This is a genomic window from Streptomyces sp. CA-135486 (genome assembly GCF_050936555.1).
Lineage (GTDB): Bacteria > Actinomycetota > Actinomycetes > Streptomycetales > Streptomycetaceae > Streptomyces.
In genome coordinates this window covers 2,741,901-2,765,126 of record NZ_JBNJMM010000002.1, presented here as the reverse complement: position 1 = coordinate 2,765,126, position 23,226 = coordinate 2,741,901, and the positions used below count along the sequence as shown (strand labels likewise).

Annotated in this window: 20 protein-coding genes; 5 read left to right on the top strand and 15 right to left on the bottom strand. The window is 70.7% G+C overall.

Annotated elements, in window-relative coordinates:
* Positions 1 to 148: 148 nt before the first annotated feature.
* Positions 149 to 1,402 carry an aldehyde dehydrogenase family protein gene (locus ACQEVG_RS31985; RefSeq protein WP_432990276.1) on the bottom strand — a complete coding sequence of 418 codons (1,254 nt, stop codon included), beginning with the start codon at positions 1,400 to 1,402 and terminating at the stop codon, positions 149 to 151.
* 408 nt (positions 1,403 to 1,810) lie between these two features.
* Here ACQEVG_RS31985 and ACQEVG_RS31980 point away from each other — a divergent pair, with 408 nt between their 5' ends.
* Complete coding sequence (locus ACQEVG_RS31980) at positions 1,811 to 3,193, top strand: hypothetical protein (RefSeq protein WP_432990274.1); 1,383 nt, start codon at positions 1,811 to 1,813, stop codon at positions 3,191 to 3,193.
* Positions 3,194 to 3,457: 264 nt separating this feature from the next.
* Here the strand turns inward: ACQEVG_RS31980 and ACQEVG_RS31975 are convergent, their stop codons facing one another.
* From ACQEVG_RS31975 to ACQEVG_RS31965, 3 genes are all read right to left on the bottom strand, one after another.
* Entirely contained in the window at positions 3,458 to 4,312 is an 855-nt protein-coding gene (locus ACQEVG_RS31975) for an AfsR/SARP family transcriptional regulator (RefSeq protein ID WP_432990272.1), read from the bottom strand.
* 23 nt (positions 4,313 to 4,335) lie between these two features.
* Positions 4,336 to 5,064, bottom strand: a complete 729-nt coding sequence (locus ACQEVG_RS31970; protein WP_432990270.1) for a thioesterase II family protein — start codon at positions 5,062 to 5,064, stop codon at positions 4,336 to 4,338.
* Positions 5,065 to 5,219: 155 nt separating this feature from the next.
* On the bottom strand, positions 5,220 to 6,041 hold the full coding sequence (locus tag ACQEVG_RS31965) for an AfsR/SARP family transcriptional regulator (protein ID WP_432993060.1): 822 nt from the start codon (positions 6,039 to 6,041) through the stop codon (positions 5,220 to 5,222).
* Between the two features lie 350 nt (positions 6,042 to 6,391).
* Here ACQEVG_RS31965 and ACQEVG_RS31960 point away from each other — a divergent pair, with 350 nt between their 5' ends.
* From ACQEVG_RS31960 to ACQEVG_RS31950, 3 genes are all read left to right on the top strand, one after another.
* Positions 6,392 to 6,706: a hypothetical protein gene (locus tag ACQEVG_RS31960; protein ID WP_432990268.1), complete on the top strand. Its 315-nt coding sequence runs from the start codon at positions 6,392 to 6,394 to the stop codon at positions 6,704 to 6,706.
* Positions 6,707 to 6,713: 7 nt separating this feature from the next.
* Positions 6,714 to 8,966, top strand: a complete 2,253-nt coding sequence (locus ACQEVG_RS31955) for a TOMM precursor leader peptide-binding protein (protein ID WP_432990266.1) — start codon at positions 6,714 to 6,716, stop codon at positions 8,964 to 8,966.
* 107 nt (positions 8,967 to 9,073) lie between these two features.
* Positions 9,074 to 10,321, top strand: coding sequence for a sensor histidine kinase (locus ACQEVG_RS31950; protein ID WP_432990264.1), 1,248 nt, complete (start codon positions 9,074 to 9,076; stop codon positions 10,319 to 10,321).
* A gap of 19 nt (positions 10,322 to 10,340) precedes the next feature.
* On the opposite strand, the gene ACQEVG_RS31945 is transcribed toward ACQEVG_RS31950, so the two are convergent.
* The gene (locus ACQEVG_RS31945) at positions 10,341 to 10,946 is read right to left on the bottom strand and encodes a response regulator transcription factor (RefSeq protein ID WP_360881330.1); all 606 of its coding nucleotides are present in this window, start codon (positions 10,944 to 10,946) and stop codon (positions 10,341 to 10,343) included.
* Positions 10,947 to 11,072: 126 nt separating this feature from the next.
* Here ACQEVG_RS31945 and ACQEVG_RS31940 point away from each other — a divergent pair, with 126 nt between their 5' ends.
* A complete protein-coding gene (locus tag ACQEVG_RS31940; RefSeq protein ID WP_432990261.1) occupies positions 11,073 to 12,272 on the top strand; it encodes a cytochrome P450 in 1,200 nt (399 codons plus the stop codon).
* A 12-nt stretch (positions 12,273 to 12,284) separates the two neighbouring features.
* Here ACQEVG_RS31940 and ACQEVG_RS31935 read toward each other — a convergent pair whose 3' ends face one another.
* The 10 genes from ACQEVG_RS31935 to ACQEVG_RS31890 form a co-directional block, all read right to left on the bottom strand.
* The gene (locus ACQEVG_RS31935) at positions 12,285 to 12,662 is read right to left on the bottom strand and encodes a DUF4260 family protein (protein WP_432990259.1); all 378 of its coding nucleotides are present in this window, start codon (positions 12,660 to 12,662) and stop codon (positions 12,285 to 12,287) included.
* Positions 12,663 to 12,826: 164 nt separating this feature from the next.
* The gene (locus tag ACQEVG_RS31930; RefSeq protein WP_432990257.1) at positions 12,827 to 13,948 is read right to left on the bottom strand and encodes an alpha/beta hydrolase; all 1,122 of its coding nucleotides are present in this window, start codon (positions 13,946 to 13,948) and stop codon (positions 12,827 to 12,829) included.
* A complete protein-coding gene (locus tag ACQEVG_RS31925; RefSeq protein WP_432990255.1) occupies positions 13,945 to 15,195 on the bottom strand; it encodes an FAD-dependent monooxygenase in 1,251 nt (416 codons plus the stop codon). The genes ACQEVG_RS31930 and ACQEVG_RS31925 overlap by 4 nt, the downstream gene beginning before the upstream one ends.
* The gene (locus ACQEVG_RS31920) at positions 15,192 to 16,058 is read right to left on the bottom strand and encodes a 4'-phosphopantetheinyl transferase family protein (protein WP_432990253.1); all 867 of its coding nucleotides are present in this window, start codon (positions 16,056 to 16,058) and stop codon (positions 15,192 to 15,194) included. Before ACQEVG_RS31920 ends, ACQEVG_RS31925 begins: the two co-directional genes overlap by 4 nt.
* Positions 15,955 to 16,806 (bottom strand): 2-oxo acid dehydrogenase subunit E2, encoded by an 852-nt coding sequence (locus ACQEVG_RS31915; protein ID WP_432990251.1) that lies wholly within the window; start codon positions 16,804 to 16,806, stop codon positions 15,955 to 15,957. The genes ACQEVG_RS31920 and ACQEVG_RS31915 overlap by 104 nt, the downstream gene beginning before the upstream one ends.
* Positions 16,803 to 17,030 carry a phosphopantetheine-binding protein gene (locus ACQEVG_RS31910; RefSeq protein ID WP_432990249.1) on the bottom strand — a complete coding sequence of 76 codons (228 nt, stop codon included), beginning with the start codon at positions 17,028 to 17,030 and terminating at the stop codon, positions 16,803 to 16,805. Before ACQEVG_RS31910 ends, ACQEVG_RS31915 begins: the two co-directional genes overlap by 4 nt.
* Positions 17,009 to 18,946, bottom strand: coding sequence for an HAD-IIIC family phosphatase (locus ACQEVG_RS31905; protein WP_432990247.1), 1,938 nt, complete (start codon positions 18,944 to 18,946; stop codon positions 17,009 to 17,011). Before ACQEVG_RS31905 ends, ACQEVG_RS31910 begins: the two co-directional genes overlap by 22 nt.
* A complete protein-coding gene (locus tag ACQEVG_RS31900) occupies positions 18,943 to 19,995 on the bottom strand; it encodes a 3-oxoacyl-ACP synthase (RefSeq protein WP_432990245.1) in 1,053 nt (350 codons plus the stop codon). The genes ACQEVG_RS31905 and ACQEVG_RS31900 overlap by 4 nt, the downstream gene beginning before the upstream one ends.
* Complete coding sequence (locus ACQEVG_RS31895) at positions 19,992 to 22,892, bottom strand: type I polyketide synthase (protein ID WP_432990243.1); 2,901 nt, start codon at positions 22,890 to 22,892, stop codon at positions 19,992 to 19,994. The genes ACQEVG_RS31900 and ACQEVG_RS31895 overlap by 4 nt, the downstream gene beginning before the upstream one ends.
* Positions 22,893 to 22,894: 2 nt before the next feature.
* Positions 22,895 to 23,224 carry an acyl carrier protein gene (locus ACQEVG_RS31890; RefSeq protein WP_432990241.1) on the bottom strand — a complete coding sequence of 110 codons (330 nt, stop codon included), beginning with the start codon at positions 23,222 to 23,224 and terminating at the stop codon, positions 22,895 to 22,897.
* Positions 23,225 to 23,226: the final 2 nt, after the last annotated feature.

The window sequence follows — 23,226 nt, the reverse complement described above, 5'->3', positions numbered from 1 at the left end:
GACAGGCGGCGCTGGAGCACTGCTCGATCCACCGTCCAACTTGACGTGCGGGTCCAGGACATCGTCCAGCGCGAGCGGCACCGATGGCCGTGGCCGCCTCGTGGTGTCCCCGAACCCTGCCACCAGGCTGTACGGCCGCGTCGCGATCTCACCGCAATGGCCCGGTGATGACCGACTGCCGCAGTCCGGCCTCCGCCGACAGCAGCAGCGGCCGGCCGATCAGCCGCCCGTCGCGCCGGATGCTGCTGGCGTGCACGCCGTACCCACCGAAGGGCTGGTTGCCGTTCTCGGCGTCCAGGGTGGTGGCGTTGCGGCCGATGACTCCGGTGCCCAGGGTCTCTCCCGTCAGCCGCGGCTCGCCCAGCGCGGATACGTACATGCCCCGCTCCAGCTCCTGGGGGCTGCGCGCCCACTCGCGGAGCATCTCCGGGTCCTCGTAGGGCACGATGCAGAAGATGGGCGAGAAGAGCTCCGGCGGATGGAAGTCCACGCCCTCCGGGAAGACCAGCAGCGAGGGCTCGACCAGCATCCGGTCCGGGTCCACTTCGCCACCGCTGACCACATGGTCGGCGTGCTCGGACAGGAACTCTGCGGCGCCTTCCACGGCGTCTTCGTAGGCCAGCGGGGTGAGCACGGTGTCCGGCCAGCTGCGCGCGCCGATGGTCAGCACGGACAGTTCGGCGCGCAGCTGCTCGACAACGGCGTCGAGCCGCAGCCGATGTACGAAGATGACGTCCGGGCACAGGCAGTCCTGACCGGAGTTGTAGAGCCGGGCGCGCAGAATGGCCCGGCAGGCGGCGCCCGGGTCGGTCCGCGGGCCCACGACCAGGGGATTGGGTCCCGAGCCCATCACCAGGAACAGCGGCCGGTCGCCGACGGACGCCATGACGTCGTGGGCACTGGAGGGCCGACCGGTGAAGACCACCGCGTCGGACTCCGAGCAGATCGGCTTGAACCGCCGCTGGGAGACGTCGACCACCTTGATCCGCTGGGCGAGGTCAGGGTCGAGACGGCTGCTGATCAGCTTGTGCACGGCATAGGCGGTGTCCCTGACACGGGCCGAGGGGCGGATGACCACCTCGTCGCAGTAGAGGGCCGGGATCAGGCCGAACAGGGCATATGAGTAGAGGACGTTGTTCGACGGCAGGAACACGGAGAGCCGGGAGAGCTGGGGCGGGCAGCTGCGGGCCAGCTCCCAGGGTGCGCCGGTCAACGCCGCTACGGAACGCAGTAGTTCATCGCGTGCACTGCTGTAGGTGGCGACCTTCGTCAGCAGCGACAGCACCTCGTCGCGGGAGGTCAGCAGGGCAGTGGCCGTCCTCATCGCCTTCTCGTGCGCGGCTTCGAGGTTGGGCCAGGTACGGGTGAACGACTCCAGAACGGGCATGGACGGATGGCTCATCGAGCTGTCTCCTCGCGGCACTGGGGTGTCGGGCGGGGCCGACGGAACCGGTGGCAGCCGAAGGCCTCGAGGAGTTCTCGAGACCGTCCGACTATTCTTCCTGCCGCCACGTGGCATGGGAGCCCGGAACTCGGCCCGGTGCAGCGATAAATGACAGAGTAAGCAGACGAAATAATGCGTGTCCAGCAGAAACCGAAGAGAGAATTCCGGGGCGGGGGAATTCACTTCATTGAAATGCCCGCATACTCAGCCTCGACTCGAAGACTCCTGGAATACCGGCGTTCCGGTGTCCCCTCCGTGAGGACCTCCCTGTTCAGGAACTGCTCGAATCCAAGATTCACCGCGGTGGCGCGCACCGCCCGCGGAGACCTCGTCCGCTGAGCCGTACCACCCCTCAGGAGGCCGATCATGACCAGCACCGTTCCTCCCTCGGCCGGCACCGTGCACCCCTGGTTCCGGGAGGAGGGACGGCCCGCCCCGCCCGACCTGCGGCGACTGTCCGGCGCCGAGACATTCGAGCTGCTGCGCCGGGAGATGGCCGGGCTGAGCGTCTCGCTGCCCGGCCCCGCCCTTCCCGCGCAGCCGTTCGTCCTGCCGCGCCGCTCCTACGAGGAGCTGTTCGACGTCACCAGGGTGCTGCTGTCACTGGTACGCCGGGCCGTGCTGGCCCAGGGCGGCAGCTGGCCGGCCCGCGCCGTGGCGCTCGGCGCCGACCCCGACGACTATCCCCTGCTGTCGGGCCAGGACAACACGGAGACCGAGTACTGCGCCATGATGGCCCGCGCCGACATGGTCATCGGCGAAAGGGGCCCACAGCTGCTGGAGTTCAACGTCAGCGGGACGTTCGGCGGGCCCAGTGAGACCCATGCGCTCGCCGCGGTCTGGCAGCAGACCCACCAGGAGGCGGGCAGGACGCCGTTCACCGGATCCGATCCGCTGATTGCCCGGGTCCGCGCCTATGAGGACGTGTGCGCCCGGCGTCGGCTGCCGAAGGCGGTCGCCCTCGTCGGCAGTCTGGGCGATCTGCTCGAAGACTCCGACATCCGCTTCCATGAACTCGCACTCGAGCAGTTCCGGCACCGCGGCTTCACCGCCGACTTCTTCGAACCGCACCAGCTCCCCGACGCGCTCGGCCGGCCGGGCGCCCTGCGCTATCCGCTCGGCCTGCGCGACTTCGCCCTGCCCGACTGGCGGGAGCGCGGCATCAGCCTGGAGCCCGTCCATCAGTCACAGCGCTCGGGTTTCCTGCTGCTGCCGCCGCAGAGCAGTGGTCTGCTGGCGAACAAAAAGGCATTGGCGCTGGTCTCCGAGGGGCGCCCCTGGATGACCCGCGCCGAGCGCCGCGTTGTCGAGCGTCACCTGCCGTGGACCCGCATCACCATTCCCGGCCGCACCGGCTGGCGGGAGGGCGAACACGAGCTGCCCGCACTGCTCCTGCGCGAGCGCGAACGATTCGTACTCAAGCGGGCCATCGGCCAGACGGGGCGCGAGGTTCTGGTCGGCCGCCACACCTCGGAGCAGACCTGGGAAGCGGCCGTCAGCAGCGCGTTCCAGGCGGGGGACAGCGTCGTCCAGGAGTATGTCGAGCCCGTCTCCTGCCCGTTGGAGCTGACCGACGGCAAAAAGACATGGACCGCGCAGGTCTCGCCCGTACTCAGCCCCATGCTCTTCAACGGCAGGGCGGGCGGCTGCTGGGCCCGGTTCCTGCCGGACGGCGGCTCCGGCGCCGAGGGAAGGGTGAGCGTCGGTGAGTACCACGCTACCGAGAACGCCGTCCTCACCTGGGCCTGAGACGTACGGGCGGCGCTGGCCGCCCTGATCGGCGTCGTCATGGCTGGCCCCGCGCTGATGCCCGCGCCCGTGCCGTGCGGCGGCCGGGAGCTGCGCACCGCCATCCCGGGGGCCTGGCGGCCGACCCCGGTCACCCACTCACGATCGCCAGCCTTCCACACCGCCGCGCTCGCCACGCCACGGGGGCGTGAGGGACGCCACCGGCCATCGCGGCCGGCGGCGCAAGTGCTTGTGCACCACCGGGGCGTAAGAGCGCCTGAGCGCTCAGCGCGCCCGCAGAGCGCGTTCGACGCCCATTCCGGCGCCCGCTCCCACCCGCATGGGCTCGGACGGGATCTCCAGTTCGAGTGCGGATTCCAGCATCGCCCGCTGAAGATGCTGCAGCCGGGGCGACGGGTCGAGCCCGAGCTCCTGGGAGAGCACCGAGCGAAGGCGCTGGTACACCTCAAGGGCGTTGCCGCGCCGGCCGGAGCGGTAGAGCGCCAGCATCAGCTGGCCCTGCGTGTCCTCGTGCATCGGATGCTGGGCGGCCAGACCCGAGAGCTCACCCACCAGTTCATGGTGGCGGCCGAGCCGTAGATCCGCCTCGATGCGCTGGTTGAGGATACTCAGGCGTGACTCCTCGAGACGGGTGGCCTCGATCTCCAGGAGGGCTCCGCACTGTACGTCGACGAGCGCGGGACCGCGCCACAGGGCGAGCGCCCTGCGGAAGGAGTCGGACGCCACCGAGCAGTTGCCGCTCTCCAGGGCGCGATGCCCGGTGCCGGCAAGCCGTTCGTACTCACTGACATCGACCACGCCGCCCTGGGTGTCGAGCAGATAGCCGCCCGACTCGGTGACGAGGATGCTCTTGGCGCCGTTCGGCAGCTCGGGCCTGCGGGCCCCTCCGATGGCGGCGGCAATCAGATTGCGCAGTTGAAGTATGTAGGTCTGCAAGGTGGTCTGGACGCTGCGCGGTGGTGCTTCGCCCCACAGCTCCTCCACCAGTGAGCCCACCGAGACCACTTGGTCCGGGTGCATGGCGAGCAGGGCAAGGACCTTGCGTGGTTTGACTGCAGTGGGGACGACAGATACCCCCGACTGGACGACCCGGCACGGCCCCAGCACGCTGATGTCCATATCCGCTACTCCCTTCGAAGCGTTCAGGCTCGAGCGATCGGGTGTGGTGTGGCAAGACGGCGCAGTTCTGACGAGAGCAGGGTGGGCAGCTCGGCGTCACGGACGAAGAAGTGGCCGCCGGGGACCGTCCGCAGGTCGAAGGCGGCGCTCGTGTAGCGGCTCCATGCGGCGACCGCCCGGTCGGTTGCGACCTTGTCCTCGGCACCCGCGTAGGCGTAGAGGGGGCAGGGCAGCGGTTCGCCCGATCCCTCCCGCAGGCTGCGGGCGAGCTGGAGGTCGTCGCGCATGGTGGAGAGCAGGATGCTCAGCCACTTGGGCCGCTCGAAGAGATAGGGCGGCAGGGTGCCGTACCGCGCGAGGGCGGCCAGCAGTCTGTCGTCGGGCAGATCCGACTGCTCGACGAGCGGGGCTGGCAGATGGGGCGCGGCGCAGGCGCCGACTCCTACCAGGACGGGCGGCCGGTGTCCGGCCCGGGCGCGCCGGAGCGCGAACCGGTAGGCCACCAGGGCGCCGAGGCTGTGCCCGTAGAAGGCGTGCGGCATATCGAGCAACGGGCCCAGGTGCGTGTCGAGTTCGCCGAGCAGCTGCTCGGAGTCGACGATGCGCGGCTCCCGCAGTCTGGTCTCGCGACCCGGCAGCCGTACCGGCAGCACCTGTACGTCCGCTGCGAATCGCGCGCGCCAGCGCGCGAAGGTGAGCGCTCCGGCTCCCGCGTGATGGAAGCAGAAGAGCCGGAGCGCCGTCTCTGGCATTTCCGTAATTCCTGGCGAAACCGCTAGATAGTGGTTCACGCCGCCTCCTCACCGCACCGGTTCTCGACTACGCGGGCCCCGATCCTCACGACCGGCACTGGAAGGCCGCTTGACCGGAGCTGGAGCGCGAGGGAGCGGGTGCGCCGGGGGCGGCGTCAGCCGGTGAGCTCGCCGTCACTGCCCAGGCGTACGGGGCCGCTCCATACCTCCATGGCTTCCTCACCTCGGAGGACTGCCTGATGAAGGCGCTGAATACGAGGAGAGGGCTCAAGACCCAGTTCCTCGACCAGGGTTTCGCGCAGGCGCTTGTAGGCGATCAGCGCATCGGAGGAACGGCCGTCCGCGCAGTAGGCGAGCATCTGCAGCGCCCGCAGACTCTCGTGGAGTGGATGGCGTTCGCACAACGCGCCCAGCTCGCCGAGCACTTCGCGGTGGCGGCCGAGCCGTAGATCGGCGCCGATGCGCCGCTCCAGGGCGCCGAGCCGGCTCTCCTTCAGCCGGGTCACCTCGATGCCGAGGTGCCGGCCATGGGGCACGTCGGCCAGTGCGGGCCCGCGCCACAGTTCCAGCGCCGCCGTCAGATGTCCCGATGCCGCGGCCATGTCGCCGACCTCGTAGGCGGTGTGACCCGCTCCGGTGAGCCGGTCGAACTCCAGGGCGTCGACATCGACCGGGTCGGCGTCGAGCAGATAGCCGCCGTGCCGTGTCATCAGCACGTTCTTGTCCCAGACGCCTGTGGTCTCGGGGATCGCGGAGCGCAGTCTGCGGCGCAGTTGCAGGATGTACGTCTGCAGCGTCGTCGGCGCGCTGCGCGGCGGTCCCGCGCCCCAGAGCTCCTCCATGAGGACCGGTACGGGCACGATGTGCTGTGCGTTCAGGGCGAGCAGGGCGAGGATCTGCCGCGGCTTGGAGGCACTTGGAAGTACGGACACTCCCGCGGCCTCGCCGCGGAGAGTTCCCAGCACTTCCACACGCATGGTGCGCCCCCGGTTCGGCATGGCCTTTTCCTTACCCCGTCGGACAACCCCTCGTCGGCGAAAGGCTGTTTCCGGGAGAGTCCCATGCAGCGCAGGGGCAGGAACAGTGACCGGTTCACAAGCCGTGTATGGAGATCACCTGGATCGGGCCTATGAAATCTTCACATCCAGGGTGATGACGTCTCCACTGTTCGATTCCAGTCACCCGACATCACACTGCTCTCGTATGCGCAGCCGAACATCCGCCCGGGTCATAAACCGCCCGGCTCCGTTCACATCACGATGGGAGCACCATGATGTCTGGTTACGCGCCCAGCGGAACCGCAGCTCAAGAGGCCTGCACCGGCTCTGTGGAACACGACTGGCGTTTCGCCGAACTCGTCGCCCGCAGCCTTCTGCAACCCGAACTCGCCCTGCGGTACGCGCTGGAGCCGCGCAATGTTCTCGCCGAATTCGGCATTCCGATGACAGCGGGGAGCGTCATACCCGCGCTGCCCGCGGAGGCCGACACGGAAGTCACGATCATCAACCTCAGCTCTTCGGGGGAGCTTGACCCGGCCTACTCCGTTCGCGGGGCGGTGCGTTCCTGCATCTGCTTCACTGAGCAGCCCTACCCCCCTGGCCCGGCGGCCCGACAGGGCGCCGTCGGCACCCTGCCCGTGTGAGCTGCACATGGATTCCCTATGGCCACGGATCGGGTTCAGGCGACATCTCACCACCGCCGTCATACCGGGCGAGGCGACCTATCTGGTCTCCGAACAGGGTGTCACGGCGATCGAGGGCGAGGCCGTAGCAGCCATCGCTCCTCTACTGGACGGAAGCAGGGATCTGCCCGCCCTTGTGCGGGACACCCAGGGACTGCTGTCGCCCACCGAACTCGGCAGTCTCCTGGGGAAGCTGACGCAGGCGAATCTGGTCACCGGGTATGCCGCGCCGCAAACCGAATCGACGGACCAGGACGCATCGGCGTTCTGGGAGGCCGCCGGTCTGGAGGCGACGCTTGCCGGAAGAGCGCTGACCGAGGGCCGGGTCCGATTGCTGGACCTGGGTGACGTCGGCGGGCCGACCGCCCGGGACGCCTTTTTCACCGCCGGGGTCGCACTGGGCGACCCCGGCGGCTGTGATCTGACGGTCGTCCTGTGCGACGACTATCTCCTGCCTCAGCTGCGCGACATCGACAAGGAACAGCGCCGTAGCGGACGTCCGTGGCTGCTCGCCAAGCCACATGGCGTCGAACCATGGATCGGGCCGGTGTTCCAGCCGGGCGACGGGGCCTGCTGGAGCTGTATGGCCTACCGGCTCAACCACCACCGCCAGCCCGAACAGCTTGTCGGGCAGGCGCTCGGCATGTCCTCGCCGCCAACGCCGCCACGCGCGACCATCGCCGCGAGCCGCTCGCTGGCCCTGCAGGCGATCGCCGTGGAAGCCGCCAAGTGGATTGCCGGTTACCGCGAGAAGAGCCAGCTGGCCATACGAGTTCTGGACACTCTTCAGCTCGCCATCCGGGCGCATCCGGTCGCTCAGCGGCCGCAATGCCCCGAATGCGGCGATCCCCGGCTCGTCGGCGACCGCGTGCAGCAGCCCATCACCCTCACCTCGCGGCCCAAGAAGACCTTCAGCGGAAACGGCCACCGGGCCCTGACGGCCGAACAGGTCATGGAACGCTATGAGCACCTGGTCGGCAGAGTCACCGGTGTGGTCAGCTCGCTGCACCGCGCGCCCGGCGGTCCCGACTTCCTCAACGCCTACCGCTCAGGGCCCAATCCGGCGTGGACGCCGCGCAGCCTCGCGGCGCTCCGCTCCGGGCTGCGCAGCCAGAGCGGTGGCAAGGGGGTCACCGCGCTGGATGCGAAGGTCGGCGCGCTCTGCGAGGCGGTGGAACGTTACTCCGCAACGCTGCAGGGGGACGAGCCGAGGATCCGCGCCAGTCTCAGGGAGCTGGCCGGGAAGGCGATCCACCCCAATGAGTGCCAGCTGTACCACGAGCGGCAGTACACGGGCCGACTGCGGTGGAACGCCGTACAGCCACCGTTCCAGTACATCTGCGACCCGTTCGACGAGAAGGCGGCCGTCGACTGGACGCCGGTCTGGTCGGTCACCCACGGCAGGCACCGGATGCTGCCCACCGGGATGCTCTACTTCGCCCCACCGCCCGCCAAGGGCCCCTGCTTCACCGTGGCCGATTCCAATGGCAACGCCGCGGGCAGCAGCCTCGAAGACGCCATCCTGCAGGGCTTTTTCGAGCTCGTCGAGCGGGACTCCGTCGCGCTGTGGTGGTACAACCGCACCTCACAGCCCGCGGTGGACCTGGACTCGTTCCCCGACCCGTGGATCGACACGATGCGCGCCGAGTACTGCCTGCTCAAGCGGGAGTTCTGGGTGCTCGATCTCACCTCCGACCTGGGCATTCCGTCGATGGCCGCGATCTCGCGGCGGACCGACAAGCCGGAGGAGGACATCATGTTCGGCTTCGGCTGCCACTTCGACCCCGATATCGCACTCCGGCGCGCACTCACGGAGATGAATCAGTTGCTGCCCGCCGTACTGGAGGCGCCCGCCGAAGACGACTTCGCCCTCCTCGACTGGTGCACTCGCCGCACTCTTGCCAATCAGCCCTATCTGGGCCCCGATCCGGAGGTCCCGGCGAAGCGCCGCGCCGAGTACGGCTACACACTGCGTCCGGACCTCCTGTGCGACGTCCAGGCCGCGGAGCAACTGGTCCGCGCACACGGCATGGAACTGCTGGTCCTCGATCAGACCCGGCCGGATCTGGGTCTCCCGGCGGTCAAGGTTCTGGTACCGGGATTGCGCCACTTCTGGTCACGCTTCGGTCCCGGCCGGCTCTATGACGTACCCGTGCGTATGGGGCGGCGCAGCACGCCGATTCCTTACGAGGAGCTCAATCCGATACCGCTGTTTGTCTAGTAATGACAGTCACGGCCCCGTTGTACTCGCCTAGGATCTGAAACCACGCTATGCGGTGCAACGGGGGTCACATGCTTGACGTGAATCGAACCCAGGAGAGACAACACTTGCACAGCGCAGACCACCGCGATCCAGCCATGTACGGTCGCGATGGAGGGGATGCGGGACTGGCTCCCAAGATCGCTCTGGGCATCCTGCTGGTTGCTCTCGGCGGTGTGCTGGCCGCTGCGACCCTGCATCTGCTCACCGTGCAGCAGAGCTTGTTCCAACTCATCGCGGGCGCGCTGGCCCTGCTCGGGATTTTCGCGTGTCAGGTGGTGCTCTCGGCACCCCGACGGGTGCGGCTGAGGCGCCGACAGCAGTACTGGATCCTGGTCTTCCAGGTGGCGCTGAGCTATCCGCCGATTCTGCTGATGGGCACCGCCTGGGTGGGGATCACCGGCTTTCTCACCGGATCACTGCTGCTCGTCCTGCGCTCACCGTGGTCGTGGGTGTGCGCGGGACTCACCGTCGCCACCACCATGGGCCTGACGACGACCTGGTCCGGCAAGACCTTCCTGGACGTCACGTACATCGGCGTCTCCACCATCACGACAGGCAGTCTGGTCTACGGACTGACCTCGCTCTCCGAAATGGTGCTCAAACTGCGCAGCGCGCAGCAGGAGATCGCCCGGCTCGCGGTGGAGCAGGAGCGGCTGCGATTCGCCCGCGATCTGCACGATCTGCTGGGATACAGCCTCTCGGCGATCACGCTGCGCAGCGAGCTCACGCTGCGCCTGGTCGACCAGTATCCGGCGCGGGCACGGGAAGAGCTCTCGACGGTGCTGGAGATCTCCCGCCAGGCGCTCGCAGACACCCGGCAGGTCGCCCGCAGCTACCGGGACATGTCCTTTCCCGGTGAACTGGCCTCCGCACGCTCGGTGTTCGGCGCAGCCGGCATCGACATCGAGGTCGACTCCACGCTCGCGGACCTGCCGGACCAGGTGGGCACGGTCCTCGCGACCGTGCTGCGGGAAGGGATCACCAACATCCTGCGACACAGCTCGGTGCGGCACTGCCGTATCGAGGCGCGGAGCGCGGGCGACGGCGCGGTGCTGCTGCGGGTGAGGAACGACGGGGTGGCATCCGGTGCCGGCGAGCCGTCCTCGTACGACGGCAGCGGAATCGGGAATCTCTCCGCCCGCGTCGGCGCGATCGGCGGCCAACTCACCGCCGGCATACGGGAGGACGGCTGCTTCCAGCTGGAGGCGAGGGTGCCGCTGGACTGCGGGGGGACCCGCCGGGTACCCAGGCCACGGCTGCTGGTGGACCAGCGGCTCCGCGAGTCGGACGACGGTACGCGCAGCGCCGTCTGAACGTTCTTGCAGGGTGTGCTCAGAGCCAGCCCTGCTCCCGGGCGATGCGGATGGCGTCGACGCGGTTGCGCGCGCCCAGTTTGGTGACGACTGTCGTCAGATAGTTCCGTACGGTCCCCACGGTCAGATAGAGCCGTCCCGCGATGTCGGGGGCCTCTGCCCCGTCCGCGGCCATCCGCAGCACCTCGGTCTCCCGGGCGGTGAGCGGATTGTCCCGGGCCGCCCACGCGTCGAGCGCCAGCTGCGGGTCGATCACCCGCTCTCCGACCGCCACCCGTCTGATCGCGTCCGCGAGTTGGCTCGGTGGCGCGTCCTTGAGGATGAACCCGGAGACCTGGGCCTCCAGCGCCCTGCGCAGATTGCCGGGACGGCCGAGGCCGGTCAGGATCAGGGTCCGGCACGACGGATGCTTCGCATGCACCTCGGCGGCCGCGGACAGACCGTCCATGCCCGGTAAGTCGATGTCGAGCACCGCGACATGAGGATCGTGCTGCAGCACGGCGGGCACAATGTCCCGCCCCGCACCGACTTCCGCCACTATCTGAATGTCGGGCTCGAGATTGAGCAGAGCAACCAATGCTCCCCGAACCATGTGCATGTCCTCGGCGAGGACCACTCTGATCATGTGCGATGGTTCACGCAGCACTCGGCCTCCCCCAGCCTGCCGTCAGCGAAGGCCGACAATACCTCCCCGACCCGTTCTGAACACCGGCTCGAGCACATCCCGAGTCCCAGGTCGGACGGTGTGGTCATGCCTCAGGACTCCGCCGTGCGCAGCTATCCGCCTCCTCGCCGCTCGGCGACCGACATCCCCGATGAGTATGCGCAGCTGCGCAGCGAAGCTCCGGCGGCCGACGTTGTGATGCCCAGCGGTGACGGAGCGTATCTGTTCAGCCGGTACGACGATGTACGTTCCGTGCTCTCCGACGCCCGGTGCAGCAGAGCGGCCACGGTGCTTCCCGAGTCGCCCAAGCTCACGGCCGTCCCGTTCGACGCGGGCGGCCTGTTCACCATGGACCCGCCCGAGCACACCCGGCTGCGCTCCCTGGTCTCGAGTGCCTTTACGGCGCGCCGCGTTGACCTGCTGCGGCCGCGCATCAAGCAGCTGGCGGACGGGCTGCTGGAGCGGATGGCCGAGGGGGGCGGTCCGGTCGACTTCAACGAGGCCTTCGCCTTTCCGTATCCCGTCGCCGTGATCTGTGAGTTGCTGGGTGTGCCCTTCGAGGACCGCGAGCTCTTCCGGGGCTGGTCGGACGCGATCCTGTCACTCACCGCACACACCCCCGAGCAGATGCTGGAGCGCAAGCTCGCGCTCGTCGCGTATCTCCAGCAGCTTGTTGAGGACAAGCGGCGGCGGCCGGGCGACGATCTGCTGAGCGCGCTCGTTCTGGTACGGGACGAGGACGGGCCGCTGACCGAGCACGAGTTGATCACCATGGCGATGACGCTGCTGATCGCCGGGCACGAGACGACGGTGGGCGTGCTCGGCACCTCGGTGTTCACACTGCTGCGGCACGACGGTGGCATGGGCCTGGTGCCCGGGGCACCGCAGGCGCTGGCCACGCTCGTGGAGGAGCTGCTGCGGATCAACCCCCTCGGGGACGGCGGTCCGCTCCGGGTCACCACGGCCGGGATCGAGGTGGCGGGCAGGACGGTGCCGGCGGGCAGCGCGGTGATCGGAGCGATCTGCTCCGCCAACCGGGACGACCACCGCTTCCCCGATGCGGACCGCTTCGACCCGGGCCGCCGCGGCGCCCCGCATCTGGCCTTCGGACACGGTCCGCACTACTGCCTGGGCGCGCCACTGGCCCGGGCCGAGCTGCAGATCGCGCTGTCCTCGCTGGCCGGCCGCTTTCCCGGGCTGCGGCTCGATGTGCCGGTGGACGAGGTACGGATGCACACCGGGCTGCTGGTCAACCGGCTCGAGTCCCTGCCGGTGAACTGGATCTGAGGCAGGGCGAGTTCAGTACCGCGTCCCGTCGGGTCTGCGCGGCCCGTACCCGAAGGCACGGTCGACACCGATGTGGCCGAGCCAGCCGAGCCCGGCGATCGCGATGCGCCGGCTGCGTGTGAGCGCCGCGAGCGTGAGCAGGGCGGCGGGCACGGCGGGCGAGTGCAGAACGTTGTAGGGGCGTACGGCATAACCGGGCAGACGCTCGAAGCCGGGGGCGGCCTCGATGCCGTAGAGCAGGGCGACGTCGGGGAGCACGGCGGTCGTCCACAGCACCCGGCTGTGTTCTTTGCCGAGCCGCGCGCCTGCGACGAGCGCGGCGACGCCGACGAGTCCGCTGAGGGTGCGGCCCGCGGGGGCGCGGTATGTCCAGCCGGAGGGTTCCGCCACCCCGCCGCCCTCCCCCAGAGCTTCGCCTGGGTGGGGGTGCCCCCGGCGCAGCCAGGGGGAGCATCCCGTAACTGGGGGCGAGCCCCCAGACCCTCCCCCCACGCCCTGCGGTCGTGGGGGGAGGGTCTGGGGCGGAGCCCCGGTTACGGGAGGGGAAGCGTCGTTCATACCGTCAGCCGTCCTCTCCGGCTCAGCAGGCGCTGCGTCCCGCCCACCGCCCCGAGCACCGCCCTCGGCAACGAACGCGCCCCTACCGTACGAAGCGCCGCGCGCAGCAGCGCCACCCGTACCCGGCCAAGCTCCGCCGGTGCGCCGTGTTCGTCGTCGAGCAGCAATACCTCCCGCCGCCCCGCGCGCCCGCGCAGCAGCGCCGCCGTCTCGGTGAGCGGCACGATGTCGTCCCGCAGCGCCGCCGCGTACATCACCGCGAAGTCGAGACGCCCCAACTCGTCCTCGCTCAGGGCCCATTCGCGTACGGCGCCGAAGACGTCCCCCGGCTTGCAGCCGATCAGATGCGCGAGCGTGAGTACCGTCGTGTCCGGGACGCAGCGCTGCCAGTCGCGGTCGAGGAAGAAGTGACGCAGCGGTGCGCCCACCGTGGCGACCCCGCGCACCCGCTCGTCGACGAGGGCAGCGCGCAGGGCCAGATGGCCGCCAAAGCTGAGCGCGATGGCGCAGGTTCGCCGGACGTCCGCCCGGTCCGCGACCGTGTCGAGCAGGACGCTGAGCATGCGATGGCTGTCTGCCCGGTACGGCAGCGTGTTCTCACCGACGCCGGGCATCTCGGTGACCGCCAGGGCGACCCCGAGCGCGTCGGCACGGGCCAGGATCGGGCCCCACTGCTCCTTGACGCTGACGATGCCGCCCATGACGACGATCAGCGGACGCGGCTCGGTATTCGACAGTCCGGCCGTCCAGCAGGCGAACCTGCCTTCGGGAAGACGGATGTCGATACGGTCGAGACCGGCCCGGCCCCGCCGCCACTGGTCGAAGGACTGGACGCAGAGCAGTTGCGCGCGACGGCGCACGACATCGTCGGCCGCGGCGTAAGGGAAGCGGGCGAGCCCGTAGTGGCGGCAGGCCTCCAGCTGTCTGCCGCGGCCCGCCAGCAGGTCACCCGCGCGGCTCCAGACGGCGGGCCAGGAGTCGTGGCCCGCGCCGTGCGCGGTTCTCACCCCGGCCAGCAGCTCGCGGCAGTGGGCGGGGGCGAGTCCCTGCGCGCGGGCGTGCAGCAGCACATGGCGCCGCAGCTCGACCAGCCCGGGCCCCGGCAGTGTGTCCGTCATGTCCGCTGCTCCGTCCTGGCCGGCGCGGCGGCGGGCCCGGGTCGCCGACCGGGAAAGTAGGCGGGGGCCAGCACCCGGCGCTGCAGCGCGGGGCTCGCGTTCAGCGCGCGGTACACGGTCCGCCGCAGCGCGACGGCCGGGGGTGCGGAAAGGCTGAACATCCGCTCCTGGCGCAGCTGCAGTCCCCGGGAGCGACGCACCACGGGATCCCTGTCCTGCTGGAAGTCCGCCACCGCGGCACCGAGCTCCGCCTGGCGTCCGCTGCGAGGGGCGGTGAGTGCGCCGGCGAGCAGCGGGGCGAGGGTGACCGCGTCCGCCAGGGCGTGGTTGACGCCCTGGCCGAGGATCGGCGAGAGGGTGTGCGCGGCGTCGCCGATGAGCACGACTCCGGGCGCCGACCAGCGCCGTACATCGGTGGTGAAGATGTCCAGGAGATGGGTGTCGGACCAGTCGAGGATGGCCTCGGCCGCCTCCTGCTCCAGTTCCGGGGCGAGCTCGGCGAGCCGCGCGTGCAGCTGCCCGATGCCGCCCGAACGCAGCTCTCGCAGACCGCCCTTGGGGATGTTGAGACCGACCCGCAGGGTGCCGTCGGTGCTGGGCAGGAAGAGCCCGTGCCGGCCCGCGCTGATCCGCACCCGGTAGGCACGCCGGTCCCAGGCCGCCGGGAACGGCAGCTTCAACCAGATCACGTCCCGCTCCAGCGCGGTGCGTTCGGCACCGTGGTCGAGTCCCGCGAGGCGGCGTACGCAGCTGTACCGGCCGTCCGCTCCGACGGTCACCTCGGCACGTATCTCCTCGGCACCGTCGGCTGTCTTCGCCCGCACCCCGCGGACCGCGCCGCCCTCCACCAGCAGACCGACCGCGGAGGCCGGTTCGAGCACGGTGCAGCCGCCGCGCTCGTCGGCCGCCCGCGCCAGGGCGGAGAGCAGCACCGGCTGCGCCAGCTCCACCGGAAAGCGGTGGGCGTACGGGAAGGTCTCGAAGCGTACGTCGAGGACCCGCGAGCCGCCGTCGGCGATCTCGAGCCGGTGCACCTCATGGGTGTGCTCGCGCACCCGCTCCAGCACATCGAGCCCGGCCAGCAGCCGTACCCCGTCGGGCGAGACCGACTCGCCGCGGAAGGCACGCGCACCGCCCGCGCGCTGTTCCAGCAGTACAACCCGGCGGCCCAGGCGCACCAGCGCGAGGGCGAGCGCGCGGCCGCCGGGGCCGCCGCCCACCACACAGACCTCTGTCCTGATCGTCATCGCTGCGTCTCGTCCTGTCCGGTGGCCACCAGCGCCGCCATCAGTCCGGCGTCGAGCATGGTGGCGGCGGCGGTGTCGCTGGTGTCGCCGAAGCCCGCGTCGAACAGGGCGACGCTGACCGTGTACCGGCGGTCCACCAGGCAGGTGTGGAAGGTCCATTCGTCGCCGGTGCCGCGCGATCCGTCCGGCCGAAGGACCTGCACCTTGCGCTCCTCGGGCCCGAAGCCGAACTCGGTGAAGCGAAAGCGCATGCCCTGCCCGATCGCCTTGCTGTACGCCTCCTTGAGCGTCCACAGCCGTACCAGCGCGCCGTTGCGCCGCTCGTCGGCAATCTGGGCGAGGGCCTCGCGCTCGTGCGGCGTACACACCTGGTTCTCGGTGCCGAGCCCGAGCATCGGCCGGTCCTTGAGCTCGGCGTCGACCCCGATCCAGCCCCGCCGGGTCAGCCCGACGAGAAGCAGCGTCTCGGTGTGGCTCAGGCTGATGTCGATCTGGTCGAGGCCGCGCAGATACGGGCGTCCGCCCGGTTTGTACGCGAGCTCGACGGACTGCGGCGACGCCTCGATGACCGCGCAGGCGACATGCTTGAGCAGCAGCCTGGACGCCACGAAACGGGACCGGATCTGATAGTGCGTCATGGCGGCGAAGCGCGCGTAGTCGCGGCCGAGCAGCGGGCGCAGCTCCGGCGCGTCCAGGTCGGCGGGCAGCCAGTCCTCGAGCTGGGCGTGGACGACCACGCTGCCGTACTCCCGTACCGCGTCACGGACTTGCTCCCAGGGGCCCTCGGGGCCGGTCACCCGCACGGGCCGTGCGAATCCCTGCTCCGTCGCGGGATTCGCCACGGGTCCCGGAAAGATCACCATGCCAGCCCTCCAGCCGCTTCACCACTCCATCGAGTACGTCCGCCGCGGCAGCTCCGTCGAGCACTCTGTGATCGAAGGTCAGCCCCAGACGCATGACCGGCGCCGCCGCGATGCGGCCGCCACGCACCACGGCACGGTCGGCCACCCGTCCCGCGCAGAAGGTGACCGCCGTGCCGCCGTAGGAGTGAAATACATCGACAGCGCGGTGCCCGAGCGAGCTCACCGCGAAGGTCCCGAGCCGCTGGGCCCTGGCGCCCGGAGTGCGTACTCCGAGCCGGAAGGCCAACTCCCCGACGGGCGGCGGCAGCTGGTTGAGCAGCCGCACCGCCGCGGCGCCCGGTAGGTCGTGCGGGTCGCTCTCGCGGCACAGGTCCACCAAATCCTGGATCTCCGTAAGGGTCGCCACGTCCATGCGCGGCAGTACGGCGGTGAGCGCCACGCGCTCGCCGCCCTCGGTCGTGCGGTCGAGTGCGAGCTTGGCCGCCACGTGCGGCAGCGGCGCGGTGCGCGGCCACAGCACGCCGCGCGCCATCGCACGGGCCTCGGGGTGCCGGGCGACGACCCGCCCGGCCGCGTACAGCAGATAACTCACGACCGAGTACCGCCGACCCGCTGCGCGCTCGACGCTCCGGTGCTCCTCGACACGGGTCATGTCGACGTCGGCGCCGAGATGGACGGGGGCTGCCGCCCGCGCCCAGTTCAGGAAATGGCGCGTATGGCGTCTGGCCCGGTCCCGCGAGAGGCTCATACGGTCACCGCTGCCGTCCAGATCTCGCCGAGGCTTCGTGCCTGCAGCATCTCGGCGACCGCTATCGGCCTGCCCAGCTCCCGTTCGAGCAGGGCGACCAGGCGCAGCAGATGGACCGAGTCCCAGCAGGCGAGCTCGGCCAGATCGCGTCCGGCGTCCTCGGGTGCCAGGTCGGTGCCCAGATGTTCGTTGGCCAGAGAGATCAGATCGACGACGGTGTGCATGACTCCACCTCCTGGGCCGTGTTGTCGGCCAGTCGCAGCCGCAGCCGTACATGGGACGGCACGGGCGGCAGTTGCTCCAGGTCGTGCCGGTAGCGGATCTCGCCATCGGTCTCGACAGTGGTCTCGAAGCCGTGCGCCGGGTAGTACGCGCGCTGGGCCTCGTTGGCAGCGGTCTGCCGCCACCGTGCGTGTACGGCGGGCAGGGCGGCGGCGCGCGCGGCGCCCAGCAAGCCGGCCAGTACGGCGTCCTCGATGCCGCGGCCCAGCACCCGGCAGCTGACGACCATGTTCTCCAGCAACAGTCCCGCGCCGTCCCGGCGGGCGAACACCGCGCCGACCACGCCGTCGTCGCCGAAGCGGTCGGCTGCGCGGACCGCGAGCACCAGCGCGGCAGGGTCCTGGGCCAGGCTCTGGATCCGGGTGCTCGTCAGCCGCTCTCCGGTGAGGTTGAACCGGTTGGTGCGCAGGCTCAACTGGGCGATCCTGGCGGTCTCATGGCGGCCGGCCGGGCCGACGTCGACCTCGATGCCGAGGCCGTGCAGAAAGCTCCGGTAGTCCTTCGCCTGTGCGCGCCGCCGGAGACGGGATTCGCGTTCCCGGTAGCGCGCGGTCCGGCCGCGGTCCTCCTCGGTGACGGAGGGGACATCGAACCAGCCGTCGGCCAGCAGGTGTTCGGTGTGCCGGGCCGGCTCGTCGTCCAGGGGTACGACGGCTGCTCCGGGCACCCCGGCCCGTACGACCTCGCGCTCGAAGGCGCTGTCGTCGGCGAAGACGACGGCGGACGCCGGGATGCCGAGGCCGGCCGCGATCTTGTGGATCCCTTCGGCCTTGGAGCCCCAGTCGGCGACGACGGCGACGAAGTCGTCGCTGCTCAGCGGCCAGTCGGGGTGGGCGGCAAGGGCGCGGGCAACCGGTTCAGGATCGTTTTTGCTGCACACGGCGAGCAGTACGCCCTGCGAGGCGAGCTGCTCGACCGTCCGCCTGAAGAGGCCGTACGCGCCCGCGCGCAGGGAGTCCGCCGCGCGCACCCGATCCGGTCCGTCCTCGGCGAGGACGCCGTCCCACAGGGTGCCGTCGAGGTCGAGGACGAGGCATTTCTTGGCGTCGCCGCGCTGCGCCCTGGCGAGGTGCGCGGCCTCGCGGGCGTATCCGGCCAGCAGCTCGGCAGTGCAGTGGGCGTCGGCGTACGCGCCGAGGCGCGGATCGTCGGCGCGCACTCCCGCGGCGGTCAGCGGCTCCAGGTCGAGTGCCGCCACTCCCGCCGCCGGGTCGGACATCCGCAGCAGGTCCGCGTTGAACTCCCGCCAGATCGCGCCCAGTTCGGCCCGTTGCGCGAGACCGGTCAGCTGATGGGTGAAGCGCCGCAGCAGCGGGACGGTGTTCAGTACGAGGGTCGAGGCGTCGGGCGCGTGCGCCGCGTGGGTGGCGGCGAGTTCGGCCAGCAGCAGACGGAGCCGTTCCGCTTCGAGTGCCACCTCGTACGGCTGCCAGGGCGGCCGCACCCGGTCCCAGACCGTCAGCGGGTCGAGCACGCACAGCGTGAGGTCGGGCCGGTGCGCGTACAGCTCGGAAGCCGGGTCCGCCAGGTCCTGGACATAGCCGCCGCTGCCGGCCGCGTAGGGGATCAGCAGCAGTCCGTGCCGGGCGAGTTCGGCGGTGAGCGTGGGCACGAGTCCGGCGGTGCTGGAGCGCCCGGTCACCGCGACGCGAACGGTGGGCGTCGAGGGGTGCGCGGCCAGCACATCGGCGGGGTCGAGACGGGCGATCAGCCGACCCGCGTGGTCGAGCGCGTCGGCGTCGAGCCGGGCGAGGAGTGCGGACAGGGCCGGGTATGCGCCGGCGAGCCGGCCCGCCGCATGCAGCGCCCGTAGCTCCTGCCGTGCCTCCTCCTGCTGTGCTTCGCCCCGCGCGCTCATTCCGTCGCCTCCACTGCGAAGCCGGCCTTGATCCACTTGCTCGACTCGATCGCTATGCCGACGGCGCGGCCCGCCGCCCCCAGCCGCGGCAGCAGCCGCTCCAACTGGAAGAAGACCAGCGCGTTTCCGTTGTTGCCGGTGTCCGAGACACAGGAGACCTCCTCCCACTCGAGACCCTGCCGCAGACCCCTCGTGATCCGCTCGGTCATCCGGCCGCCGAGCTGCGGCGGCAGGACATGACCGAGCGATCCGGCCGGCCAGCCCAGCCTGTCGAGCAGGGTGTCGAACACCTCCCGGGCCATGACGGGGACCTGGGCCTCGACCGCCTTGTAGTCCTCCGTCACGGCGGGCAACTCGCTGTGGCGGTCGGCAGGACCGAACCACTCGACCCGCTGTCCCGGCGCGCGGCCGAGCCCGCCCAGCCAGTGCTCGGCCCTCGCCAGCACGGCCCGGGCGGTGCCCGGCTGACGGCTGAGTGCGGCGGCTCCCGCTCCGTCGCCGAAGAGCACATAGTTGACCAGCTGCGACGGCGGCAGCTCCCGGAAGTCCTGGCGCAGATCGAGGTGCTTGCTGCATACGTCGCCGCCGATGACCAGGCCCACCGGAGGCTCGCCGCGGGCTCCGCCCGCGAGCAGCGTCGAGGCGAGCGCCAGCGCCTGTACGGCTCCCGAGCAGCCGGACTGGAGCTGGTACACGGGCACGCCGTCGATGCCGAGCCGGTCGGCGACCAGCGCGGCCGTGGTCGGCATCAGCGCGTCGGGGGTCGCTGTCGCCACGACGACGAAGGCCACGTCGTCGGGATCCGCTCCCGCGTCCGCGAGCGCCCGGTCGGCGGCGTCGGTGCACAGGTCCTCGAGTGTCCAGCGGACGTTGCCGCCGTCGAGGTCGCGTGCGAAGTACCGGGTTCTGGTGCCGATGAACGTCTCGACCCACTCCGGCGCGATACCGAACCGCCGGGACAGCTTTACGTTGTCGACGGGCTCACCCGGCAGGGCGGTGCCGACCCCGGCCAGCCCGATCGGCCCGCCGCGGCCCGCGGGCCAGATCATGGGGCCACCGCCGCGTTGAGCTGCTCGCTCAGATAGCCGATCAGGGACTCGACGCTGACCAGGCTGGAGAGCATTTCCGGCATGGACAGTTCGCCGACCTCCGGAAAGCGCACCTCCAGCCGGTACTTGAGCTCCATGAGCATCACGGAGTCGAAGCCCAGGTCGTCGTAGAGGCGCAGGGTGTCGTCGAGTTCGTCGTGGCGGCCGCCGCGGACCTTGGCGACGGCCTCGCGCACTCCCTGGCGCACCCGGTCGGGGTCGGGCGCGGCGGCGGGCACCCCGGGCGGCCGCGGGGCGGCGGCTGAGCCGGTGGGCTGCTGGTGCCAGGAGCGCCACTGGGTGGAGAAGGCGTGTGCGGGCATGTGCACCGCCCGTTTCTCCGCGTCGGGGTAGAAGGTGTCCCAGGCGGGGTCGAGTCCGTCCCGGTGCAGCCGGGCGAGGAGTTCGCCGACCTCCCGCGGCCCGGAGCCCTCGCCCCGGCAGACGCCGAGGGCGGGGATGTCGCGGGCCGGGCCGATCCGCCGCAGCAGATTGCTGAGCACCGGCTTGGGGCCGATCTCGACGACATGGGTGGGCGGCCGCTCGCTCAGCGAGGTGACGGCGTTCTCGAACCGTACGGTCGCCGAGATGTGCTCCGTCCAGTAGGCGGCGTCCAGTTCCTCGCCGGGCGCCAGCAGCCTGCCCCGTACCGTCGAGTGGAAGGGCAGCCGGGGCCGTCCGCCGGGGATGCGGGACGCGACCCGCTCGAAGCGGCCCAGCATGGGTGCCATCAGCGGGGAGTGGAAGGCGTGCGAGACCTTGAGCGGGGTGCAGGCGAGGCCCCGCTCCTCAAGTCGGGCGCGGATGCGGCCGAGGGCGTCGAGGTCGCCGGAGAGCACGGTGGCGCCGGGACCGTTGAGCGCGCCGATGCCGACGTCTGTCTCGTCCTCGACGAGAGCCGCGGCTTCCGCGGGGCGCGCCCTGGTCGCCAGCATGCCGCCGCCTTCGGGCAGTTGCTGCATAAAGGCGCCGCGTACGGCGACGAGCCTGGCCGCGTCCGCCAGGTCCAGTGCCTCGGCGACGACGGCTGCGGCGAACTCGCCGATGCTGTGCCCGATGACGGCGGCCGGCCGTACCCCGAGCTCCATCAGCGTGCGGGCGAGTGCGTACTGCACGGCGAACAGTGCGGGCTGGGTGGTGCCGGTCCGGTGCACGACGGGGTCCCCGGCGAGGATCACCTCGTGGACCGGGGTCACGGTGTAGGGCTGGAGCGCCTTGGACGCCTCCTCCAGGAAGGTGCGGTAGACGGCCGAGCCCTCGTACAGTCCGGCCGTCATCCGCGGGTACTGGGAGCCCTGTCCGGTGAACGCGAAGGCCAGGACGGGCTCTTCGGCCGCCGCCGGACATCCGGTCTCCAGCTCCGCGCCCGCGAACAGCCGGGACGCGAGCTCCTCGGTGCTGTCGGCGACGGTGGCGAAGCGGTACGGCAGCACGGCCCGGGACCGGTTGCTGGTCCAGCACAGCCGGGCGAGCTCGTCGCCGGTGCGGCCCGCGACGTCGACGGCCTGAAGTCGCAGATTGCGGCGCAGGGCCGTGGGGGTGTCGGCGGACAGCGTGAACACCCCCGCGCGCGGGCCTGCCGCGGCGGACGTCTCGGTCTGCGGGGCGGTTTCGAGGACCACATGGGCGTTGGTGCCGCCCATGCCGAAACTGGAGACGCCCGCCCGGCATCCGTCGGCGGGCAGTTCGAGCGGCTCGGTGATCAGTTCCATGGAGCGGCGGGCAAGACCGAGCCGAGGGTTCTCCTCGCCGTACGAGGGGCTGCCGGGCACGACACCGTGGCGCAGCGCCAGTACGGTCTTGATCAGTCCTGCCATCCCGGCCGCGCCCTCGGTGTGGCCGATCGCGCCCTTGACCGCGCCGATCGCGAGCGGCCACTCCCGTACGCCTTGCGGATCGCGGAACACATCGCCGAGCGAGAGGACTTCGATCTGGTCGCCCAGCGGCGTGCCGGTGCCATGAGCCTCGACAAAACGGATGTGCTGGGGGGCGACCTGGGCCCGCCGGCACGCGGTCGCGATCACCTCGCGCTGGGAGGCGCGGTGCGGGGCCATGATGCCGTTGCTGCGACCGTCCTGGCCCACGGCGCTGCCGAGGATCACCGCGTGGACGGGGTCGCCGTCCCGTACCGCGTCGTCGAGCAGCCGCAGAGCCACCACGCCGACACCCTCACCGCGGCCGATGCCGTCCGCTGCCGCCGAGAAGGGCTTGCACCGGCCGTCGGGCGCGGCGAGTCCGGCCTGGGCGTAGATCTCGTCGAGCACCGAACCGGCCACGATGTTGACGCCGCCTGCGAGCGCGAGGTCGCACTCCCCCGCGCGCAGGGCGGTGCACGCCAGATGCACGGCGACCAGGGAGGAGGAGCAGGCGGTGTCCACGGTGAGGCTGGGGCCGCGCAGATCGAGCTGGTAGGCGATGCGGTTGGCGAGCATGGAGCGGCCGCTGCCGGTGCCGGTGCGCGGAGTGATCCCCTCGGGCGCGGCGAGGCTGAGCCGCAGCCAGTCGTCGGACATGGAGCCGACAAAGGTGCCCACCGAGCCGCCCGCGAGCCGGGTCGGGGACATTCCGGCGTCCTCGACGGCCCGCCAGGAACATTCGAGGAGCAGCCGCTGCTGCGGGTCCATCGCACTCGCCTCGGCCGGGGGGACGCCGAAGAAGGAGCGGTCGAAGGCGTCGGCGTCGGCCAGGAAGCCGCCGGGCACGTCGAAGGGGCCGCGTGAGGCGGGGCGTTCGCCGATCGCGACGGCCCGGCTCATCAGCAGCCGCCAGTACGCGTCCGGCCCTGGCGCGCCGGGGAATCTGCAGTCCAGACCCACCACCGCGACCGGGTGCCGGGACGGGCCCGATGGACGGCCCATGGTCATACCTCCCGATGCTCGCCGCCGGCCTTGGTGAACTCCTCGGCGAGGTGGTGGGCGAGAGCGTCGGCCGTGGGGTGATCCCAGGCGACGGTCGGTTCCAAAAAGAGCCCGAACTCCTCCTCGATGTCTCCGTAGAGGCTGAGCGCCGCCACCGAGTCCAGCCCGTACTCCGCGAAGGGGGTGTGTGCGCCGATCTCGTCGGCGGGGCGCTGGAGATACTCGCTGAGCCGGTTGATCAGCCAGAGCCGGAAGTCCCGTTCGTCGAACTCGGCCACCGGCTTCGTCGACCAGGGGCCCGGGGCGTCTGGCCCGGTGGAATGCAGCACCATCT

What these genes read in the sequence shown, in the direction of transcription:
- ACQEVG_RS31930 (WP_432990257.1), bottom strand. Translation starts at nt 13,948, where the DNA reads ATGACGGACACACTGCCGGGGCCCGGGCTGGTCGAGCTGCGGCGCCAT.
- ACQEVG_RS31980 (WP_432990274.1), top strand. Translation starts at nt 1,811, where the DNA reads ATGACCAGCACCGTTCCTCCCTCGGCCGGCACCGTGCACCCCTGGTTC.
- ACQEVG_RS31985 (WP_432990276.1), bottom strand. Translation starts at nt 1,402, where the DNA reads ATGAGCCATCCGTCCATGCCCGTTCTGGAGTCGTTCACCCGTACCTGG.
- ACQEVG_RS31890 (WP_432990241.1), bottom strand. Translation starts at nt 23,224, where the DNA reads ATGGTGCTGCATTCCACCGGGCCAGACGCCCCGGGCCCCTGGTCGACG.
- ACQEVG_RS31915 (WP_432990251.1), bottom strand. Translation starts at nt 16,806, where the DNA reads ATGAGCCTCTCGCGGGACCGGGCCAGACGCCATACGCGCCATTTCCTG.
- ACQEVG_RS31970 (WP_432990270.1), bottom strand. Translation starts at nt 5,064, where the DNA reads ATGCCAGAGACGGCGCTCCGGCTCTTCTGCTTCCATCACGCGGGAGCC.
- ACQEVG_RS31920 (WP_432990253.1), bottom strand. Translation starts at nt 16,058, where the DNA reads ATGGTGATCTTTCCGGGACCCGTGGCGAATCCCGCGACGGAGCAGGGA.
- ACQEVG_RS31905 (WP_432990247.1), bottom strand. Translation starts at nt 18,946, where the DNA reads ATGAGCGCGCGGGGCGAAGCACAGCAGGAGGAGGCACGGCAGGAGCTA.
- ACQEVG_RS31895 (WP_432990243.1), bottom strand. Translation starts at nt 22,892, where the DNA reads ATGGGCCGTCCATCGGGCCCGTCCCGGCACCCGGTCGCGGTGGTGGGT.
- ACQEVG_RS31965 (WP_432993060.1), bottom strand. Translation starts at nt 6,041, where the DNA reads ATGCGTGTGGAAGTGCTGGGAACTCTCCGCGGCGAGGCCGCGGGAGTG.
- ACQEVG_RS31975 (WP_432990272.1), bottom strand. Translation starts at nt 4,312, where the DNA reads ATGGACATCAGCGTGCTGGGGCCGTGCCGGGTCGTCCAGTCGGGGGTA.
- ACQEVG_RS31910 (WP_432990249.1), bottom strand. Translation starts at nt 17,030, where the DNA reads ATGCACACCGTCGTCGATCTGATCTCTCTGGCCAACGAACATCTGGGC.
- ACQEVG_RS31940 (WP_432990261.1), top strand. Translation starts at nt 11,073, where the DNA reads ATGCCTCAGGACTCCGCCGTGCGCAGCTATCCGCCTCCTCGCCGCTCG.
- ACQEVG_RS31955 (WP_432990266.1), top strand. Translation starts at nt 6,714, where the DNA reads ATGGATTCCCTATGGCCACGGATCGGGTTCAGGCGACATCTCACCACC.
- ACQEVG_RS31945 (WP_360881330.1), bottom strand. Translation starts at nt 10,946, where the DNA reads ATGATCAGAGTGGTCCTCGCCGAGGACATGCACATGGTTCGGGGAGCA.
- ACQEVG_RS31900 (WP_432990245.1), bottom strand. Translation starts at nt 19,995, where the DNA reads ATGATCTGGCCCGCGGGCCGCGGCGGGCCGATCGGGCTGGCCGGGGTC.
- ACQEVG_RS31925 (WP_432990255.1), bottom strand. Translation starts at nt 15,195, where the DNA reads ATGACGATCAGGACAGAGGTCTGTGTGGTGGGCGGCGGCCCCGGCGGC.